Genomic DNA, 19,434 nt, shown 5'->3' with positions numbered 1-19,434 from the left:
GGACACCCCGCCACAGCTAAAAGATGATCAGTCGCGAGGTTTTTCGCGCATCTCCCACGTTTCAATAATATCGCCCTCGCGAATGTCCTTGTGTCCGAGGGTGATACCACATTCGTAGCCTTCTCGAACTTCCGTGACATCGTCCTTTTCGCGTCGCAAGGAGATAATCTCGAGGTCAGGAGCAATCACCGAACCATCACGCACCAAGCGAGCCTTGGTGTGGCGCTTGATCGTACCCGAGCGCACGATGGAACCTGCAATATTGCCAAACTTTCCAGACTTGAATACCTGGCGAATCTCGGCTGTTCCAAGCTCCACTTCTTCGAAGATCGGCTTGAGCTTGCCCTTGAGCGCGTCTTCCACGTCGTTGATCGCATCGTAGATCACCGAGTAGAACTTCATCTCTACGCCTTCACGATCAGCGAGCTCGGAAACTCGTTCTGCTGGTCGCACGTTGTAGCCGATGATGACGGCGTTATCCACGGTTGCAAGGTCGACGTCCGACTGGGTAATCGCACCGACACCACGATGGATAACGTTGAGCTGTACCTCATCGCCACCGACTTCAATCTCGAGCAACGAGGATTCGAGTGCTTCGACTGAACCCGAGGAGTCACCCTTGATGATGAGGTTGAGGTTTTCAACCTTACCCTCTTCAATTGCAGCAGTGAGATCCTCAAGCGAGATGCGCTTGCGGCGTTTCGCCAGTGTAGCAGCTCGCTTGGCAGCTTCACGACGCTCTGCAATCTGGCGAGCAGTGCGATCATCTTCAGCCACGATGAGTTGGTCGCCTGCGCCAGGTACTGAGGTCAGACCAAGCACCTGAACTGGACGCGATGGGCCAGCGGAATCAACCCGATCGCCGTGCTCATCAACCATGGCGCGAACACGGCCGTAGGCTGTACCAACCACAATCGAATCGCCAATACGCAGTGTTCCGTCTTGGATCAAAGCTGTGATTACGGAACCGCGTCCTTGATCGAGCTTCGCTTCAATCGCTACACCGCGTGCAGCTTTATCAGCATTGGCGGAAGGAGCGACCAAAATATCGGAGGTTGCTACGATAGTTTCGAGCAATTCAGCGATATTGATACGCTGTTTGGCCGAGATGTCGACGAACGCGACATCTCCGCCGTACTCCTCCGCAACAAGGCCATACTCAGTGAGCTGAGCACGAACTTTGCCTGGATTAGCGCCATCCACGTCAATCTTGTTGACAGCCACGACAATTGGCACACCGGCTGCCTTAACGTGGTTAATTGCTTCCACGGTCTGAGGCATCACGCCGTCGTTTGCAGCAACAACCAGCACAGCGACGTCAGTGACGTCCGCGCCACGAGCACGCATCTGGGTGAAAGCCTCGTGACCTGGGGTGTCGATAAAGGTGATACGACGCTCGTTGCCATCAATAGTCAAACGAGTCTGGTAAGCACCGATATTTTGCGTAATGCCGCCCGCTTCTCCTTCGACGACATCCGCGTTACGAATCGCATCGAGAAGCTTCGTTTTACCGTGATCGACGTGTCCCATAACGGTGACGACGGGTGGGCGTGGGGTGCGATCCTCATCAGATTCACCCGCACGCTCAGCAGCGATATCGATATCAAAGGCTTCGAGGATCTCACGATCTTCGTCCTCGGCACTCATGATCTTGATATCGTATCCGAGTTCAGAGCCGAGCAACTGGAAGGTGTCTTCGTCAAGCGACTGATTCGCCGTCGCCATTTCGCCCATGCGGAACAAAACGGTAACTAAAGCTGCTGGATCCGCACCAATCTTCTCTGCGAAATCAGCCAACGAAGCTCCAGCACGAACGCGTACCACAGTCGAACCGTCGCCGCGTGGCACCTGCACACCGGCGAGCATTGGAGACTGCTGCTCTTCAAACTCATTGCGCTTGGAACGACGCGATTTGCGGTTTCCTCCACCTTGACGACCGAAAGCACCCGCAGTTGATCCACCGCGAGCCTTACCGCCCGAACGGGTGAAACCGCCACCGCGAGCTGGACCATTTTGTCCGCCACGGAAGCCACCTTGACCGCCACGACCTCCACGACCTCCACGATTATCGGTCGGCGGCTGGATCTGATCGGGCATCATATTTGGCGATGGACGCGCTGCAGACCGCGCTGGACGCGCCGAATCATTCTTGCGTGGACCACCAGTATTGCCACCGCGATTGTTTGGACGCGATTCTGCGTTCTCGCCGCGCTTGCTCATACCTTGCTGGTTTGAGAATGGTGAATTGCCCGGACGCGGGCCGCGGCCTTGACCGCCGCCTTGCTGCCCGCCATTGCGTCCCATGCCTTGGCGTGAAGAGAATGGTGAATTGCCTGGACGTGGCATGCCTTTCTTTCCACCGCGCGCTTGTGGGCGTGGTGGAGCCGATTCGCGTGCCACATCTGCGCTGCGCTTTGCCTCACCTGGAGTCGCCATTGCACGTTGCGGGCGAGGTGGCTTCGGCGCTGCACTAGGCGTTGCAGCTTTAGATGCCGCATCCTTGCTTGCAGATTTTTCAGCAGCAACTGCGGAGGCTGCCTTTGGTGCTTCGTCTTTGGTGGTAGCGGAACTTGATTCACCAGATTTCGCAACAGTCTTTGGACGGGCAGCTCCCGGCTTTGCCACAGACTTCGTTGCTGTTGCTGGCTTATCGGAAGCCTCCGTGCTTGCAGCTGCTTCCGGTTTTTCAGCAACAGTTTTCTTTGCAGCACCCGGCTTTGCCGCAGACTTCTTTACGGGTTCAGATGCACTCGCTGTTGCAGGCTTCGCAGTTGCAGGAAGCTCCTCAGGGTGCTTTTCAAAATATTCACGTGCACGACGCACGACTGGCGCTTCAATTGTTGAAGACGCAGATTTGACGAATTCGCCATTTTCTTTGAGAGTTTCAAGCAGTTTCTTGCTTGGAATTCCCAACTCTTTGGCGAGTTCATGGACGCGGACCTTGGCCACAGTTCTCCTTCGGTTTGGTCCGCGCTAAAAGCGTCAGACCATTGTTAGTTGGCAGCTCATCGCTGGGTACTCATCGGGTGCCCATCGGCTTTCTACCCGCTTTCATTGTTGGTTGAAATCTGACAGTTAAATACGTTTGCAAGCTCGGAAATATCGACAGCAGACGACGTTCGAAAAGCCGCCAAAAACGCTCGTCGCTTCGACGCCTGCGTGAAACACAGTGAATCCTTGTGTATCCACGCACCACGTCCAGGAATATCCGAAAATTGATCAATCCGTGCACGCAGTTGCGTACCAGATGTCACAGCTTTCAAACGAAACATTTGAGAGGATACGTCTTTCTTTCTACATCCGATACAGGTTCGCGTTGGACGGGCAACTGTAGAGTTTCCCGCACCATCAGCAGGTGTAGCGTTCAGAAATTTAGACATACAGTATTAGACTACCTGATATTTTGGATATTTCCTTCACACAATGCCCAAATATCGAGGGTGAATACGCTCACTACCACCCTAATACCGCTATCGTATTCCCCGCTCAGCGTGGATCTTCGGACTCTTTGCGAATATCAATCGACCACGCTGTGAGCTTGGCGGCAAGCCGCACATTCTGCGCTTCTTTACCGATTGCTAGCGAAGCTTGATCGTCAGGAACGATAGCCAGTGCTTGGCGCATATCCTTATTGAGGATGTCGACACGAAGAACCTTCGCAGGAGAAAGTGCAGCAGCAATGAAAGCTGCTGGATCGTCGTCGTACTCCACAACGTCGATCTTTTCTCCGTTAAGTTCTTGGGTGACGGCGCGCACGCGCTGTGCATTATGACCAATAGCAGCACCCTTTGCGGCAACGTTTGGATCAGAGGACCACACCGCCACTTTAGAGCGATGCCCTGCTTCGCGAGCCAAAGCTATGATTTCAACCGTACCCTTGGCAATTTCCGGAACTTCTGTTTCGAAAAGCTGACGCACAAAATCTGGATGCGAGCGAGACAAACGGATAGAGGCACCGCGCGGACCAACTGAAATGTCGAGAACAAGCGCACGGATCAAATCACCATGGCGGTAGCGTTCCGAAGGTACCTGCTCTTCTGCGCGAAGAATGCCACGATTTTCACCCAATTCGACGAAGATATCGCGAGACTCTCCCCCGCCAACGCTTCCCTCAACCACGCCGGAGACGATCTGTCCTTGTTTACCTTGGAAGCTACCAAGGATTCGCGCGCTTTCGGCGTCTCGCAGGCGCTGAGCGATGATAGAACGCGCGGTTGCGGTAGCAATTCGCCCAAAATCATTGGGGGTATCGTCAAACTCTCCAACCACATTGTTGTTTTCGTCCAGTTCCGGAGCGAATACCGTAACTTGGCCGGTCGTGCGGTTCAATTCCACTCGCGAGCCACGAACTGCACCTGGAACACGCTGGTAGGCATGAAGAAGTGCGTCCTCAATTGCTTCGATTAACACGCCTAGGTCAATACCGAGTTCGGATTCGACAATCCGAAGCTCACTCATCGAGATATCCATTTATAGCTCCTCTTCCCCAGCTTCAATTTTCTTAAACTCAACTATGATCTGAGCTTTTTTGATCTGATCTAATGAGACCTCATATTCAGCCCCATCCACAACTTGCTTATTTTTCTTCACATGCGGGATCAGTGTGAAAACTGTGCCGTCGATCCCGGTCAGACGCGCCGTAACATCGGTGCCGTCTTTGAAATGAAAGTGAATGAGTCTCCCGAGCGCCCGCTCAAAATGTCGCAATTCCACCAGCGGACGATCAATACCCGGTGTAGAAACTTCAAGACTATAGGCTCCAGCGATTGGATCTTTTTCGTCAAGAGCGGCAGAAATGTCGCGAGACACATCCGTGAGCAACGCAGAATCAACTCCGCCAGTTCCAGTTTCGAGATCAACGATCACACGCACGATCGTGTGTTTCCCTGAGCGGACAACCTTTACGTCCTCGAGATAGAGGTCAAAGTCAGCTACCACTGGCGCAAGCATCTGGGCAATGGTATCAGCGTTTGATTTATTAATTTCTGCCATATATCTAGATTACCGTTGTATCGCCCTAGTGTCACAGCCGGATCGGCAACTTCAGCTAATATGATTAAGATATTCACATCCTCATGCCGAACGACGAAAGAAGCCGATGAACACAGCTAGTTCGCGATCAAAATCCCGCCTGCTCTCCCGCGTCAAATTTTTGGTGAGCTTACTATTGGCAATAGCGTTGTTCGCCCTAGGACTAGTGGTCATGGAAACTCGCTGGGAAAACAGTTCGATAACGCCACCCACTCCGAGCTCCTCAGAAGTGTCACGACAAGATACCGCCATACAAACTCAACGTTTACTCAATGCCGCGCAAGCAAATCCGCAGTTTCAAAGCCTCACCCCACTAGCAACTGCGTGGCAACAACTCTTGGGCGGAATTTGGATTCCTTGGAAAGGAAAAGTTCCACAAGGTCAAGAAAATCCAGTTATCGACACCGATGCGACTGCTCACGACCCTCAAACTCTCGTAAACGAACTCAATAAGTTTTCTCTCGCCGTCCAAAAAATTGGCGACGACGCCGCGAAAGCCCAGTTAACGACGTCGATAAGCGCAAGTTCTCAAATCGTAGCGGCACGTATCGCCGCAAGTACAGGGGTTCCATTCAGTATTCCTTCTCCTGTGCCGACGGCGATTGCACCGTTAGTTCCCGATGCAGAAAGTCTGAAACGGATTGAGATAGCTCGGCAGTGGATCGAGACAACGACTGCGCAAATCCCCCAAAACAACCGTGGTCGCCTTCCCGAAGCGATTTTAGTTCTCGATCAAATCGAATCCGTAGCAATCCACCGTGGAATTCCCGATTCTCGACCAATTGCGATCACTCCTGCACAAAATAGCAACGCCGCAGAACTGCTCGCCAAGGAATTCATTTCCATGAGTGCTGCCGCCAATCCGGAGCAGCGCCAAGCTCTCAGCTCAGCCATTGCTTATTTTTATGTGGCAACAAGCGGCGAATCTCCCGCAACGCCTGGCTACGCTCCCCAACGCTAAAAGCACAAGCGTGTAGCGACTAGGTAATCAGGAACTAACTGCTACCAAGAAGAAATGCTCCCAAGACGCAAACTGTTTTCACAGTTCCAAGTCTTGGGAGCACCCTATCTGCGTGCTATTTCACAGTATGCAAGCACGGAAATCAGCTTTGCATCACAGCAGCCAGCTGATCGTAGACATCTGCTAAATCGACCTCAATCGCTTCACCAGATCGGCGATCACGAATTTCGGCTTTGCCATCCTTAAAGCCGCGACCGATAACCACGGCATAAGGAACACCGATTAGTTCGTAATCAGCAAACTTCACGCCTGCGGAGACTTTCTGGCGATCGTCGTACAACACTTCATGGCCTTGGTCAGCCAAATTCTGCGCAATATCAGCTGCAACACCGAAGAGCTCATCGCCCTTTCCAGTGGCAATCACCTGCACCTGCGCAGGTGCCAAAGTCGATGGCCACATCATGCCGCGCTCATCGTGGTAGAGCTCAACCAAAGAAGCCAGCACACGCGAAACGCCAATGCCATACGATCCCATCGTAACGATCTCGGTTTTTCCGTTCTGATCGAGAACTTTCAGATCAAGTGCCTGCGCATACTTGCGACTCAACTGGAAGATGTGTCCGATTTCGATACCGCGCTCAATCGATAGCTCACCGCTACCATCTGGCGCAAGATCACCTGCGCGTACTTCGACTGCTTCGATAAAGCCATCAGCTTCAAAATCACGACCATACACGCTATAGAACACGTGCTTTTCTACCGCATTCGCACCTGTAATCCATGCCGAACCGCGAACCACGTGTGGATCAAGCAAGTAACGCACCGAGCCAGTGAGCGAACCGTCGTCGTTCACCTTTCGAGCAGGCGAATTAGGACCCATCACGTCTGGACCAATATATCCAGGCACGAGCTCTGGATGCGCTTTGAGATCCTCCGGAGTGGCAACTTCTACCTCAGCAGGAGCCATATTGGCTTCCACACGCTTGAGATCGACTTCGCGATCTCCTGGAACGCCGACGACGAACACCTCACGTGTACCGTCAGGATGCGTCGCCGCCAAAACCACGTTCTTCAAGGTATCGGCCGCTTCCCACGGACGATCAGCGCGCTTCACGATATCGTTTGCCACAGCGACGAGCGCTTCAATCGTAGTGGCAGCAGGGGTAGCGTGAACTACTGGTTGCGGAGTACTGGAAAAATCGATCTCTGGAAGTTCTGGCGTAGTCACTGCCTCAGTGTTCGCAGCGTATCCGCCGGGTGAGGAAACAAAGGTATCCTCACCAATTGCGCACGGGAACAAAAACTCTTCAGATCGCGAGCCACCCATGGCACCCGACGTAGCCGAACAGATCACAAAAGGCAGACCCAACCGCGTGAAAATCTTTTGGTAGGCGCTACGCATGACTTCATACGAGCGATTCAAACCGGCGTCGTCAATATCGAAAGAATATGCGTCCTTCATGAGGAATTCACGAGTGCGAATAATGCCAGCACGCGGACGTGCTTCGTCACGGTACTTCGTCTGAATTTGATACAGCGTTACTGGCAAATCTTTATATGAGGAGTACATATCCTTAACTGCCAGCGTGAACATTTCTTCATGAGTTGGCGCCAGGAGGTAGTCGTTATCGCGACGATCACGCAAACGGAAAAGATTCGCTCCGTATTCTTCCCAACGGTTGGTGGCTTCGTAGGGTTCGCGCGGCAAAAGCGCAGGAAGAAGCACTTCTTGGGCACCCGCGGCGTCCATCTCCTCACGAACGATGCGTTCCACTTTGCGCAGAACCTTCAAGCCGAGTGGCAACCAGGTGTAGATACCAGGCGACACACGACGCACGTAACCAGCACGAACGAGTAACTTATGGGAATCAACTTCCGCATCTGCGGGATCTTCGCGCAGGGTGCGGACAAACAGTTCAGACATTTTTAACACAGTCCTAGCTTACATTCCGCAGGCTAAACAAGTGAAGTTAAGGCAACGAGAGGCGTTGAAAATGAGACGCAATCCGTTCATCACAGCATGACTGTGGCAAATTCTCCCACCGTTGTAAACCCGACTTTCTCATACACATGGATCGCGCCATGGTTGTAATCGTTGACGTACAGGGAGATCGTTTTTGCCATATCGGCATTAATCATGCGCACTACCTGCGCAAGTGCGGCGGTGGCGATTCCATTGCCGCGCAGATCTGGCGATGTCCACACTCCTTGTAGTTGCGCCACTGAGCCTGCCAAAATTCCCACATCAGCCTTGAATTCCACTCGGCGAGCTCCGTAAGGATCGCGACCTTCACAAATAAAAGTCCGCCCTTGCGCTAGTAACTGCCGCACACGCTGAGCATAAGCCTCGCCCGCAATTGAAGGATCGTATCCCACTTCTTCGATAAACATTGCCACCGAGGCAGGAAAAACGATGTCAAAATCCGTAACCGCCGCCCTTCTGACCGTTACGTTAGTTATGTTCATTTCGTATTGCGACGACGCCGATGCCGTTGCGCTTTTGCGCGCATCGCACGCCTGGGCAACCATGGAAAGTTGATGTGCTCGCACATCGCGTGGGCTCGGAAAACGCCACTGAATCCGCTCCCACAGCCCCATCACTTGATCCGCAGGCCCAACAATAGAATTGGCGAAAATGCTCTCTTTGCCTAGATAACGAGCCAACTGATCAAGACCATGGGAATCAAATCCCCACGGAGCAATATTCGCACCGTGCCAGCACAGCGAATCGGGCACTCTGGCATCGTTCCTGAGCATCAAAAAGTGAGCACCTCGAAACGGATTCCGTTCCTCCAAAGCTGCGCGGAGAAATATGCTCGCTACCGGATCTCGCTCGAGCGCTATCGCTGCTTGGTTATAGAGACACCTCGGTAAACGTGCAATATGGGTACCGTGGGTGCGGTGTAAGAAACGCATTAGCGAATCGTTAAACGATCACTTCGGGTGCAGAATCCGGATCAGATTCCAAGCCCAATTCCGCAGCAACCACTCGCGCCCGCGCAATGAGGGTTTCAACGATGTCCGCTTCTGGAACGGTGTCCACCACTTCACCGCGCACGAAGATCTGACCTTTACCGTTACCTGAGGCGACACCAAGATCGGCTTCGCGAGCTTCGCCTGGGCCATTCACAACACAGCCCATCACGGCAACCCGCAGCGGGAACTTGATGTCCTTCAAGCCCTCAGTGACCTTATTGGCCAGTTCATAGACGTCTACCTGTGCGCGACCACACGAAGGACACGATACGATTTCCAGCTGTTTCGGGCGCAAATTGAGCGAGCGCAGAATCTGTTCGCCAACCTTGACTTCCTCAACAGGTGGCGCGGAAAGGGAAACCCGGATCGTATCGCCGATTCCTTGCGAAAGTAGGGCACCAAAAGCCACCGCAGATTTGATCGTGCCCTGAAAAGCAGGTCCAGCCTCGGTAACACCCAAGTGAAGCGGCCAATCCCCTGCTTCCGAGAGCAGCTGATAAGCGCGCACCATAACTACTGGATCGTGATGCTTCACCGAAATTGCAAAATCGTAGAACCCAGCATCTTCGAAAAGATGCGCCTCAGAAATTGCAGACTCGACCAACGCTTCTGGAGTGGCCTTTCCGTATTTCTTCAACAGCCGCGGATCAAGGGAACCGGCATTAATTCCAATGCGCATCGCGGTACCATTCGCACGAGCCGCAGCGGCAATCTCTGGAATCTTATCGTCGAATTTTTTGATGTTTCCTGGGTTCACTCGCACGCCACAGCCAGCTTCAATAGCAGCGAATACATACCGTGGCTGGAAATGTATATCGGCGACCACTGGAATATTTGATTGCTGGGTAATAATCGGCAGCGCATCGGCGTCTTTATCCGTTGGGCAGGCTACTCGAACGATATCGCAACCAGCTGCCGTCAATTCGGCAATCTGTTGCAAAGTTGCACCGATATCGTGCGTTTTGGTGGTAGTCATTGACTGCACGCTCACTGGTGCGCCACCGCCTACCAGCACATCGCCGACCTTAATTTGGCGCGTTTTTTTGCGCGGAGAAATCAGCATCGGTTCTTCAACTACCGACGGCATGCCCAAAGAAACAAGATTATTCACATCCACCATTATTACACCTCTTCTTATCTCCCACAGCTTGACGCTCTCGCCTTAGTGCAGCGACCTATATTCCTACTGACGAGCTGGCTACATTCCTTCACTAACGGATCGGATTGACGATGTCTGCCACCACCAGGAGGAGCGTCATTCCAACAAAAAAGACGATCACAATATTACTCAGTGGCAAGAGTCTGGCTGTGTCAAATGCGCCAGGATCGGGTTTGCCACGCACGCGAGCAATACGACGGCGCACACCTTCAATTAATGCCCCCAAGATATGCCCGCCGTCAAGCGGCAAAAGCGGAATCATGTTGAATATAAACAACGACATATTCAACGAGCCCATGAGCATGAGCATGTCCCCGAGTCGATCAGCGAATCCGTAGCTCTTATTGTCGGTTGCAGTGATTGAGCCCGCCAAATCAGCGATTCCTACAATACCCACGACGCCCTGAGGATCACGTGACTCTCCGGTGAATAGGCTGCGTCCAGTTTGCCAGAGCTTAACTGGCAAGGCCACCACGATCTTGGCGGTTTGCCATGCCAGATCGGCGGTTCGTTGCGGTAGTTCGGAAAGCGAACGTCGCTCTTTAACAATCTGGGGAGAAATTCCGACGAACGGCCGCGAACTTTGCTCCTGAGCCGAGGTTGAGTGCTGGCCACTTTGGTTTTGAGCTTTGACGACGGGGGTAACGCTCAACGTAAGCTTGCGCCCCGAACGTAACAGTTCGACGTCGTAGGGCCGAATACCGCTCGTACCAATTGCCTTATATAGTTCGTCCCAATTCGTGACGGCGGTATCACCCCAGCGGAGCACGGTATCACCAGGTTGAATACCAGCGCGATACGCAGGACTCTGCTCTGCAATATCACAAGATTCGACACCATTCGTACACATTGCCACTCGCGAAATCGTGGACGAAGGAACCGGCACGCCAATAAAGGAAAACACGATGCCAAGACAGACGATAGCCAAAAGAAGATTGACGAAAGGTCCGCCGAACATGACCACAAGTTTCTTGTGGGCAGGAAGTTTCCAAAAGGCACGATGTTCTTCACCGGGCTCTAATTCTGCGGCAGATTCGCGCCTTGCTTCCTCGGCTGGAGTCAAACTTCCATCGGCATTTGTGGTTTTTGTACCAGCTTTCGCGGGGGCAAGCATACCTGCTAGGGATACATATCCTCCCAGCAAAATCGCCTTGATTCCATATTCCGTGCCATTAACTGTGCGAGACCACAGCGTTGGACCAAAACCGATGAAATACTGTGGCACCTTGACCCCGAATTTTTTCGCTGGTAACAGGTGACCTAATTCGTGCAAGCCCACAGTAACGAGCAGCCCGAAAATGAAAATAAGAATCCCAAGAATCACGTTATTTACCTCGACGAGCGATTAGTTCACGAGCTTGTGCGCGCGCCCATCGCTCGGTCTCCTCAACGACCTCCACACTAATCTGAGCAGTGGCTTCAAAGGATTCGAGCACTTCACGCACCGCGTCAATAATGCCCAAATATGGCAAAGCGCCAGCGAGAAACGCCGCCACGCACTCCTCATTTGCTGCGTTCATCACGGCTGGATGCAAAGAAGACTCCGCCACAGCTGCGCGAGCAAGCTCAATAGCAGGGAAAGTTTCGTAATCTAATGGCTCAAAAGTCCACGCTTGTGCCGCGTCCCAATTGCATGGTGGCGACACTCGCTCGAGGCGCTCAGGCCACGAGAGCCCCAATGCAATAGGCAACTTCATATTGGGCGGCGAAGCCTGTGCGATCGTCGAACCATCCTGAAACTCCACCATCGAGTGAATCACGGATTGCGGATGCACAACCGGCACAATATCGTTCGGCGCGATGTCAAAGAGGTAGGCGGCTTCAATCAGCTCAAGGGCTTTGTTCATGAGCGTTGAGGAGTTTATCGTCACTACCGGACCCATCGCCCAAGTGGGATGATTTAACGCTTGAGCTGGAGTAACTCCGTGCAAATCTGCGCGCTTCCGGCCGCGAAATGGCCCGCCTGAAGCAGTCAAAATCAGCCTGCGCACATTGGATTTTCCATCCAATTCGAGGCAAGTGAGACCCTTGTTGTGGACGCCAGAGCTGAGGGCTTGAGCCAGCGCTGAGTGCTCAGAATCAACCGGCACAATCTGCCCAGGTCTACGCATTGCGTCTGCTACGAGGCCACCGCCCGCCACCAAAGACTCCTTATTTGCCAGCGCGAGCGTAGCACCAGTTTCGAGCGCAGCCAGAGTTGGTTTGAGGCCAACCGCGCCCGTAATTCCATTGAGGACGACGTCGTCACCGTTGGCTTGTTGCACCAACTGGACCATCGCGTCGTCGCCGTCGAAAACCTGTGGCGGATTTTTATTGGGCTTGAACTGCGCGAAAAGATCAAGAAACTCAGAGATCTTGCCACTTTCGGCTATTGCTACGAACTTCGCATCATAGTCGTGTGCTTGGCGCGCCAGATCGCTAAGATTCTTTCCGCCTGCGCCAAGACCAATCACACAGTAGCAACCAGGATGTTCAGCGATAACTTCAAGAGCTTGGGTTCCAATTGATCCAGTCGAACCCAGAATAATGACGTTCTTCATAGGCGATTATTCAACTGCCATGAGTACCGACACGACGCGATCGAGATACACGTCCACCACTGATTCATCGTAGGCATCAGCATCTCGAGCAGAGTTGAAATGCGTGCGGCGAACTTCCTTCGAGGTCAGATTTGCTTTTCCATCAAAATACTCAGCAATTTGATTGAGGAATTCATCCACTTCGCCTTTGGCATAACCTCGTCCATGTGCATCAGAAAAACGCTCGCCCTCTGGACGGAGCATACGCGGATAGAGCGTAGTTGCTGAATCGTATGTTTGTTCCAACCAGGCTTGCTCTCCAGCAGAAGACATAACACCAGCTCGTCTGCGTTGAATAAAAGCAGCTTCTAAGCGATCCAAGGCTGCGTCTACCTGCTCAGGGCTATAGCCATTACGAGTCCAAGAGAAAGAAGCGTTGCGCACCGAATCTTCATCAATCCCCGCAGCCTTGGGATCGCGCACAGCATCTTCGTAAGAAAATTTTGCATAGGCAGCTTTAGCCTCACGCAAAAAGCTGTCGACTTCCTTGCAATCGTATCCCGAATGGAACTGTCCTACCCGCTCAAAGGTGCTGCTCATGATTCTTCCTCTTCTTCACATAGCGATGGCTCGCTGAGAATTTCTTGTAAATTATTGGGAGCCTGCCGATGCTCGGCGATTCGCGCTTCAACTGCCTGCTGAGCTTTGGCAGCACGCTTTGCCACGTGATCACGATCAACAACTTCTGCTGCAAGTTGACCGCATGCGCCGTCGATATCGGAGCCTCGGGTATCGCGAACTGTTGTGGCGATGCCTGCCGCTAAAAGTGTATCAACGAATTTCTTCTCCGCAGCTTTAGAAGCCGCCGTCCAGATGCTTCCAGGCGTGGGATTCAATGGGATCGGATTGACGTGTACCCACCCTTTTCCACGCGAATTGAGTTCGTGAGCGAGGAGTTCTGCCCGCCATGCGTGATCGTTCATATCCTTGATCAGCGCATATTCAATGGAAACTCGCCTCCCTGTTTTGAGGAAATATCGGCGTGCCGCATCAAGCAGCTCTTGAACTTTGAAACGCGAATTGATGGGAATGAGATCGTCACGCAAAGAATCATCAGGTGCGTGTAAAGATACCGCCAAAGTTACCGGGAAGCCTTCATCAGCGAGGCGATCAATCGCCGGCACCATACCCACAGTCGACACTGTAATATTTCGCGCAGAAATACCAAATCCTTGTGGAGATGGTTCAATCATGCGATGAAGCGCACCAATTACCGACTTATAATTTGCCAGTGGCTCGCCCATGCCCATAAATACGATATTGGAGATTCTCACCGGCTCGCCAAAAACTCCACTGTGGGCAGATACCATATTCATTCGTAGCTGCTCGACGATCTCGGCAGTGCTGAGATTTCGCTGCAGACCAGCCTGACCAGTAGCACAGAAAGGACACGCCATACCGCATCCTGCTTGGGACGATATACAAAGCGTGGCGCGATCGGAATACTTCATCAACACCGATTCGACAATCGCCCCGTCAAACAATCTCCACAGAGTTTTGATCGTTTTACCCTGATCGGCAATCTGATCCCGAACTTTAGTAATAAGCTGAGGAAACATCTTTTCACATAGCCCATCACGCTGGTTAGCGGGCAGATCAGTCATATCGGAAGGATCGGTGGTCAGGTGTTCAAAATAATGTTTTGAAAGTTGATCAGCTCGAAATTCTCGGTATCCAAAATCCTCAACAACTGCGCGGCGCTCAGCGCGGTCTAAGTCAGCAAGATGTTGCGGAGCTTTGCCAAAACGCTTCTCGGTAAAACTCAACGAGGGACGCGGGCCTTGCTCCACTTTCGGGAGAACCTGTTTCTTCATCTAACACCAATCCGTAATATTTGCTCATCAAGCCTACAGGAGGCCAAAGCCAACCGAGAAGAGAAAATAGAATGTTGGTGCACAAAATAACAACGAATCGAGGCGGTCAAGCATTCCGCCATGTCCAGGGAATATAGACCCCATATCTTTGATACCCAAGTCTCGCTTGAGCATTGATTCGGCGAAATCGCCAGCAGTGGCGATCACAGGAGTCAGCACGCCAAAAGCCGCAACCCATACGAAGGGCAATCCCGCTCCAAGACCAACCGTAAGCCACGAAACGAGAAGGCTCAACAGCAGCGATCCGACAAACCCCTCCCATGATTTTTTCGGCGAAATCTTGGGAGCAATTGGGTGCTTTCCGAAGAGAATTCCGGCTAGCCAACCACCAGTATCATTAGCAACAGGCAGTAAAATGAGCGAAATAATCACCGCTTGGGCGTGCGGGAAATCGATGAGCGCTACTGCAAAACTTCCTGATAGCCCGATCCATGCAAGAGCAAAAGAACCTGCCACGGCGTCTTTGAAATTGCGATCAACCCCATTGGCCTGCCCAAGGCCCCACAGCATAGCGATACCAGTGGCGAACAAAAAGACGAGCAGTCCGATTCCAATCCCCAAAAACCATGTGCTCAGCAGCGTTGCTAACTGCCCAATCGAGAGAGCTACGAGCGGAATCCGAATATTGCGCGCCATAAAGGCACCTGTAATTTCCCACATCGCAATCGTTAAAAACGCGATCACAAGGATAAGGAAAAATTCAACGCGAAATACTAGTGAGAGAGCAACAAGGCTCAATAACACAACCGCCGTCGTAATCGCGGCTGGAAGATTCCTACCAGCACGAGATTTCGTCTCAACAGGTGGCTTTGGTGGATGCGGGGCGAGCCTCGACCACAAAGTCGAGGTTCGCCCCGCATCGAAAAACTGACTCATCCTATTACCTCAATGTGAAAAGGAATCACATCTCCATGAGTTCTTTTTCTTTACCTTCGAGCATTGAATCGATTCGATCCACATACTTCTTGGTCAGAACCTCAAGCTCTTTTTCAGCGCGATCGACTTCGTCTTCGCCCGCTTCGCCGTCCTTCTTGATCCGATCCAAGGCATCTTTGGCCTTGCGACGCACCGAACGTGCGGACACGCGCGCTTCCTCCGCCTTAGTTTTGGCGAGCTTAACGTAATCACGACGGCGTTCCTCAGTCAATACCGGCATATTGATGCGCAGTACCTGACCGTCGTCGGTTGGATTGAGACCCAGATCCGACTCGTTAATCGCACGCTCAATATCACGCATCGACGAGCGATCATACGGAGAAATAATCACGGTGCGGGCTTCTGGAATCGACACGGTAGCAAGCTGCTGAAGCGGCGTCGGCGCACCGTAGTAATCGACCATGAGCGAGGTAAATAGCTCAGGATTTGCGCGACCCGAGCGGATCTTCGAAAAATCGTTTTGCGCGACTTCGATGACCTTCTCCATCTTTTCTTCTGCTTCAAGCATTACTTCATCAATCATGGCAATTCCTTAGTTTTGTATGTCCTGATTAGTTACAAGAGTACCGATTTTTTCGCCACGAAGCGCACGAGTTACGTTTCCTGGCGTGCCCATGCCGAATACTCGCATAGTCAAACCGTTATCTTGACACAACGAGAACGCCGCTGCGTCCACTACCCGTAGACCTTCGCGCAACGCTTCGTCATACGTCACTGTATCTAGTTTAACAGCATCAGGATTTGTTCGCGGATCAGCAGTATAGACGCCGTCAACCCCGTTCTTGCCGACAAGCAGTTCGTCGCACCGTAGCTCAAGAGCCCGTTGTGCCGAAACAGTATCGGTGGAGAAGAATGGCATTCCAGCGCCCGCACCAAAAATCACCACTCTACCTTTTTCAAGATGCCGGATTGCCCGAAGAGGGATGTACGCCTCCGCAACCTGTGCCATCGTAATAGCTGTTTGCACACGAGTGGGAACACCTGCTTTTTCGAGGAAATCTTGCAATGCAACCGCGTTGATTACAGTGCCGAGCATTCCCATGTAGTCTGCACGCGCACGGTCCATTCCGCTTTCTTGAAGTTCGACGCCACGGAAGAAATTTCCGCCACCAACCACGACTCCAACCTGCACGCCATCACGAACAGCTGCAGCAATTTCTTGGCTAATTCGCGTTAGCACCGCCGTATCGAGCCCGACGGCTCCGCCACCAAACAGCTCACCCGAAAGCTTTAATAAAACTCGACGCTGGTGATCCTTGTTCCAATCACCGGTACAATGCTCCGATTGCATACGCATTCCTTTCAGCAAAATCACTCGTGAAAAGTCTACCTTAGCAATCGCCAAATCACTGCGACTTCCAGCCAGTTTCACTCACAATCTCACACAATTGAACATTCATTTACCTAGTTATCTTCGATAGAATTTTTCTTACGACGCCGTTTTACGGCGTTTCTTTTTCTTGCGTATCCATCCAAAGATTGCGATTTTCATCTATGCACGAGTTATCCAGCAGCACCCATACGCGCACCAACTCACGATTTATCCACATCGAAGGTTCACCGCGCACTTACGACCGCAACAAAATTCTCGTGGTGCTCTTAGTCTCGTTGATGATGTCCCTATTGCAAGTGTCGTCGGTCAACACCGCCTTAGCAGCAATGCAAGAATCGCTCCACGCCACTGATTCGCAGCTGCAGTGGGTATTATCTGGCTACACCTTGGGCATCGGCATCACACTCGTTCCAGCAGGTCGTTTAGGTGATATCTTTGGTCGCTCATTCGTCTTTGCGTTTGGCTTGGCAATATTTACGGTTTCATCGTTGGCACTTGGATTTGCCGACTCGCCGCTAACGCTGAATCTATTGCGTTTTGTTCAAGGTGTTTCTTCGGGCATATTCTCACCGCAAATCACTGGACTCATCGTTCAATACTTCAACGGTCGCAGCAGAGCCAAAGCTTTTGCATACTTTGGGCTCGTAGTGTCGATGTCAGTAGCTGCCGGTCCAGTTCTATCGGGACTTTTTATCGCATTTTTTGGTGCCGATTTAGGATGGCGAATCTCATTCGCGTTCAACGCGCCATTGGGAGTCGTCGGCGTCATTCTTGCCTTAACGTGGCTACCTTTCGGGACTGAGCTGCGGCGTCTGAGAAAAATGTGGCGATTTTCGAAGCGAAAGAACACATCAGATACGCAAAACGAAAAGAAAGCTGAGCAGGTTTGTAACAAAGGCGAGGTTCCAAGCGATTCATCCGCTCTCGCGCGTGAGCCACAAAATGATCGCAAAGGTATAGATCTCGATCCAATCGGTATGACGGTGCTCGGTATCTCCGTGCTGGCAATCATGTTGCCGTTCATCATCCATGCAAGCTGGTGGAAATGGTTGGTGATTCTTGCCGGAGTAGCTTTGCTCGCCGGATGGGTGTGGTGGGAACACCGCTACAAGACGCGCGGCAAACTCCCGATGGTAGATCTCGATCTCTTTCGAATCCGATCTTTTTCCTATTCAACGGCGATTTCAGCACTCCAATTCCTCGGCGCTCCGGCCATGTTTGTGGTTCTGGCAATTTTTCTACAAGATGGGCTCGGAGTGTCCGCACTCGCTTCTGGACTGGTGACCTTACCTAATGCGCTTATTTCAGCGTATGCAGCGATGTGGGCTGGCAAGCGATCCTACGACCACGGGCGCGGTATTCAAGCATTCGCGCTTGCCCTAATCCTATTCGGCGTCCTTGGGATGGTTATCGTGGTGTGGAGCGTACATCTTGGCGCATCATTCTGGTGGTTCGCACTCCCGCTTCTGTTCACTGGTTTTGGAGGCGGCGCCATCGGCTCTGCGAATCAAACCCAAGCTATGATCGACGTTCCGGCAAATCACGGTGGAACCGCTGGTGGAGTGATTCAAACTGCTCAGCGCATGGCAACCGCAATTGGAACAGCCTTAGTAACTGCAGTATTTTTCGCCACCCGTGGCACTCCTACCACTGCAAGCTGGTACTTCGGAATTGCCACAGCATACGTAGTAATCGCGATGATCCTTATTGCCGCCCTCATTCTTGCTTTTGTTTTCTGGCGCGATGGCTATCACGATCGCCACGGAACAAAGTCCAAAATTGCGACGGCTCGAAAGCCAAGATCGCGTTCAAAAGTTCTGCGTAGGAAAGCGTCGTCATCGCGCAAGAAGACGACGGCGAAGTAGTACCCTTCGTCGTAACCGAGCTTCCAGCCAAATTTCTTCTGCAAAGCCTAAGTTTTTCCCATATAATTGTGCATTAGCGTATTTTGCTGTCACTAAAATTTTCGAACCAGAGAATGGAAAAATGCCACACACGACTTTTTCAATGTCGCCAAAAGACCTCATTAATATTGGCGTGTTTTTGGTTCTTTATTTTATTTCGATGTCTCTCAATGCCTTAGCCGCAGCTGGACCACTGTGGATCTACTTGGCGCTCGTCATTTCGGCACCATTCGGCGGAATCGTCTTTCAACTGTTCTTAGCTCGTATCAAACATGGCGGAATGGTAACCCTTTTTGGCATCATATTCGGCATATTCATCTCGATGATTCACGGGTGGCCCTCGCTAGTGTTAGTGGTAATCTGCTCGCTTCTTGCCGAACTCATTATTGGCGCAGGAAAATATCGCTCACGGCAGGCAAATTTTTGGGCCTATCCAGTGTTTCAACTCTGGGCACTCGGCCCAATCATTCCGATTTGGTTGAGCGCTGAGAACTATCAAGATATGCTCGTCAATTCGCGGGAGAAATCCGTGCAATATGCACAGGACGTGATCGAACTTTCGCTCAACCCAATTTTTGTGGCATCAATTGCACTGGGAATCTTCGTATTCTCCATATTTGGTTCAGTTATCGGGCAAAAGATCGTGCGAAAGCACTTTGAGAAAGCCGGAATTGCCTAAGC

At 52.0% G+C, this 19,434-nt stretch carries 17 protein-coding genes; 3 read left to right on the top strand and 14 right to left on the bottom strand.

Annotation, left to right across the window (positions count from 1 at the left end; translation table 11 throughout):
* Nucleotides 1-27: 27 nt before the first annotated feature.
* The 4 genes from infB to EZJ44_RS02080 all read right to left on the bottom strand — a co-directional run bounded on the left by infB (nucleotide 28) and on the right by EZJ44_RS02080 (nucleotide 4,992).
* Nucleotides 28-2,949 (bottom strand): translation initiation factor IF-2, encoded by a 2,922-nt coding sequence (infB, locus tag EZJ44_RS02095; RefSeq protein WP_131279665.1) that lies wholly within the window; start codon nucleotides 2,947-2,949, stop codon nucleotides 28-30.
* Nucleotides 2,950-3,041: 92 nt separating this feature from the next.
* Nucleotides 3,042-3,380, bottom strand: coding sequence for a YlxR family protein (locus EZJ44_RS02090; protein WP_131279663.1), 339 nt, complete (start codon nucleotides 3,378-3,380; stop codon nucleotides 3,042-3,044).
* A 106-nt stretch (nucleotides 3,381-3,486) separates the two neighbouring features.
* Nucleotides 3,487-4,470 (bottom strand): transcription termination factor NusA, encoded by a 984-nt coding sequence (gene nusA, locus EZJ44_RS02085; protein WP_131279661.1) that lies wholly within the window; start codon nucleotides 4,468-4,470, stop codon nucleotides 3,487-3,489.
* A complete protein-coding gene (locus tag EZJ44_RS02080) occupies nucleotides 4,471-4,992 on the bottom strand; it encodes a ribosome maturation factor RimP (protein WP_131279659.1) in 522 nt (173 codons plus the stop codon).
* Nucleotides 4,993-5,260: 268 nt separating this feature from the next.
* Here EZJ44_RS02080 and EZJ44_RS02075 point away from each other — a divergent pair, with 268 nt between their 5' ends.
* On the top strand, nucleotides 5,261-5,992 hold the full coding sequence (locus EZJ44_RS02075) for a hypothetical protein (RefSeq protein ID WP_131279657.1): 732 nt from the start codon (nucleotides 5,261-5,263) through the stop codon (nucleotides 5,990-5,992).
* Nucleotides 5,993-6,134: 142 nt separating this feature from the next.
* Here EZJ44_RS02075 and EZJ44_RS02070 read toward each other — a convergent pair whose 3' ends face one another.
* The 10 genes from EZJ44_RS02070 to pyrH form a co-directional block, all read right to left on the bottom strand.
* Nucleotides 6,135-7,916, bottom strand: a complete 1,782-nt coding sequence (locus tag EZJ44_RS02070; RefSeq protein ID WP_131279655.1) for a proline--tRNA ligase — start codon at nucleotides 7,914-7,916, stop codon at nucleotides 6,135-6,137.
* A gap of 89 nt (nucleotides 7,917-8,005) precedes the next feature.
* Complete coding sequence (locus EZJ44_RS02065) at nucleotides 8,006-8,749, bottom strand: GNAT family N-acetyltransferase (RefSeq protein ID WP_165496080.1); 744 nt, start codon at nucleotides 8,747-8,749, stop codon at nucleotides 8,006-8,008.
* A 169-nt stretch (nucleotides 8,750-8,918) separates the two neighbouring features.
* The gene (ispG, locus tag EZJ44_RS02060; RefSeq protein ID WP_206661834.1) at nucleotides 8,919-10,088 is read right to left on the bottom strand and encodes a flavodoxin-dependent (E)-4-hydroxy-3-methylbut-2-enyl-diphosphate synthase; all 1,170 of its coding nucleotides are present in this window, start codon (nucleotides 10,086-10,088) and stop codon (nucleotides 8,919-8,921) included.
* A gap of 91 nt (nucleotides 10,089-10,179) precedes the next feature.
* The gene (locus EZJ44_RS02055) at nucleotides 10,180-11,451 is read right to left on the bottom strand and encodes a M50 family metallopeptidase (protein WP_131279651.1); all 1,272 of its coding nucleotides are present in this window, start codon (nucleotides 11,449-11,451) and stop codon (nucleotides 10,180-10,182) included.
* Between the two features lies 1 nt (nucleotide 11,452).
* Nucleotides 11,453-12,667: a 1-deoxy-D-xylulose-5-phosphate reductoisomerase gene (dxr, locus tag EZJ44_RS02050; protein WP_131279649.1), complete on the bottom strand. Its 1,215-nt coding sequence runs from the start codon at nucleotides 12,665-12,667 to the stop codon at nucleotides 11,453-11,455.
* 6 nt (nucleotides 12,668-12,673) lie between these two features.
* Nucleotides 12,674-13,246: a DivIVA domain-containing protein gene (locus tag EZJ44_RS02045; RefSeq protein WP_131279647.1), complete on the bottom strand. Its 573-nt coding sequence runs from the start codon at nucleotides 13,244-13,246 to the stop codon at nucleotides 12,674-12,676.
* Nucleotides 13,243-14,520, bottom strand: a complete 1,278-nt coding sequence (rlmN, locus tag EZJ44_RS02040) for a dual-specificity RNA methyltransferase RlmN (RefSeq protein WP_131279645.1) — start codon at nucleotides 14,518-14,520, stop codon at nucleotides 13,243-13,245. The genes EZJ44_RS02045 and rlmN overlap by 4 nt, the downstream gene beginning before the upstream one ends.
* 33 nt (nucleotides 14,521-14,553) lie before the next feature.
* On the bottom strand, nucleotides 14,554-15,456 hold the full coding sequence (locus EZJ44_RS02035) for a phosphatidate cytidylyltransferase (protein ID WP_131279642.1): 903 nt from the start codon (nucleotides 15,454-15,456) through the stop codon (nucleotides 14,554-14,556).
* Nucleotides 15,457-15,481: 25 nt separating this feature from the next.
* Nucleotides 15,482-16,039, bottom strand: coding sequence for a ribosome recycling factor (frr, locus tag EZJ44_RS02030; protein ID WP_131279640.1), 558 nt, complete (start codon nucleotides 16,037-16,039; stop codon nucleotides 15,482-15,484).
* Nucleotides 16,040-16,048: 9 nt separating this feature from the next.
* On the bottom strand, nucleotides 16,049-16,807 hold the full coding sequence (gene pyrH, locus EZJ44_RS02025) for a UMP kinase (protein WP_131279638.1): 759 nt from the start codon (nucleotides 16,805-16,807) through the stop codon (nucleotides 16,049-16,051).
* 203 nt (nucleotides 16,808-17,010) lie between these two features.
* Here pyrH and EZJ44_RS02020 point away from each other — a divergent pair, with 203 nt between their 5' ends.
* Together EZJ44_RS02020 and EZJ44_RS02015 are read left to right on the top strand one after the other, a co-directional pair.
* Nucleotides 17,011-18,714, top strand: coding sequence for an MFS transporter (locus EZJ44_RS02020; protein WP_131279636.1), 1,704 nt, complete (start codon nucleotides 17,011-17,013; stop codon nucleotides 18,712-18,714).
* A gap of 121 nt (nucleotides 18,715-18,835) precedes the next feature.
* Nucleotides 18,836-19,432, top strand: coding sequence for an MptD family putative ECF transporter S component (locus EZJ44_RS02015; protein ID WP_165496079.1), 597 nt, complete (start codon nucleotides 18,836-18,838; stop codon nucleotides 19,430-19,432).
* Nucleotides 19,433-19,434: the final 2 nt, after the last annotated feature.

The sequence above is a fragment of the Arcanobacterium bovis genome (genome assembly GCF_004331995.1).
GTDB lineage: Bacteria > Actinomycetota > Actinomycetes > Actinomycetales > Actinomycetaceae > Arcanobacterium_A > Arcanobacterium_A bovis.
Note: the sequence above shows the minus strand (reverse complement) of the source record. Positions and strands in the feature narration are given on the sequence as shown.